Source organism: Bartonella sp. CM120XJJH, from assembly GCF_042194715.1.
Taxonomy (GTDB): domain Bacteria; phylum Pseudomonadota; class Alphaproteobacteria; order Rhizobiales; family Rhizobiaceae; genus Bartonella.
Window position 1 is genome coordinate 1 of record NZ_JBHINE010000116.1, and the last position, 682, is coordinate 682.

The window sequence follows — 682 nt, forward strand, 5'->3', positions numbered from 1 at the left end:
GTTGGCACTGTTGTTGGGTTGGCACATGTGGGAGTAAAGCATATGGGCTGGAGCACGCATTGGTTCTTGAACAATGGGGGGTTCTTGAACGATGGGGTGTTTGTGAGCAGTGTTGGATTTGTTCCTTTGTTTGTTTTGGAGGGGGTACGGTGTGTGCGTGTACTGTTGGGGGGCTTAAAAAGAATGAGCATTTCTCTTTCCCACGGGCGTGGTCTTTGATGTTCTTTCTGAGAGGGGTATTTGATGTCGGACGATGTGATGTTTTGGCAGTGGTTGGGGTTTTTCTGCTTTGTTGCTCTTGTCTTTGTTTCTATTTATGCGGCAATGAGGTCTTTCGGGGTTACAAGGAAGGCTTTTTTAAAAAATTTGGCGTTGAGCTTCATTATTATCGCTGTCTCTAAGTTTGTTTATGGGCAAGCTGAGCACTTTGGTTTGACTTGGTTGTGGTTTTCAAAAAAGTGGGTCTTTAACATTCTTTTTGGCGTTGTCTTTGGTCTTATCCTTGGGCTTATTTGTCTAGGGGCAAAGCGTCTTGGTTTTAGGCTTTCATTCTTTGCAAAGGATTGATCTTTTGTTGCATTTTTGGCATGGTCTCTGATTTTTACTTAATAAAGGAGCGGGGCGTATGGTGGTTGCGCGGGACATGTTTTTGAAGTTAGCGGTGTTTTCCTGCGTTGTTGGA

At 44.1% G+C, this 682-nt stretch carries 2 protein-coding genes; both read left to right on the plus strand.

Annotated features, from left to right (window positions below):
• The coding region (locus ACFIKU_RS10095; protein WP_375657429.1) for a hypothetical protein at positions 1–219 on the plus strand (219 nt) is incomplete at its 5' end.
• A gap of 24 nt (positions 220–243) precedes the next feature.
• Entirely contained in the window at positions 244–567 is a 324-nt protein-coding gene (locus tag ACFIKU_RS10100) for a hypothetical protein (protein WP_375657430.1), read from the plus strand.
• The last annotated feature ends 115 nt before the right edge of the window (positions 568–682 follow it).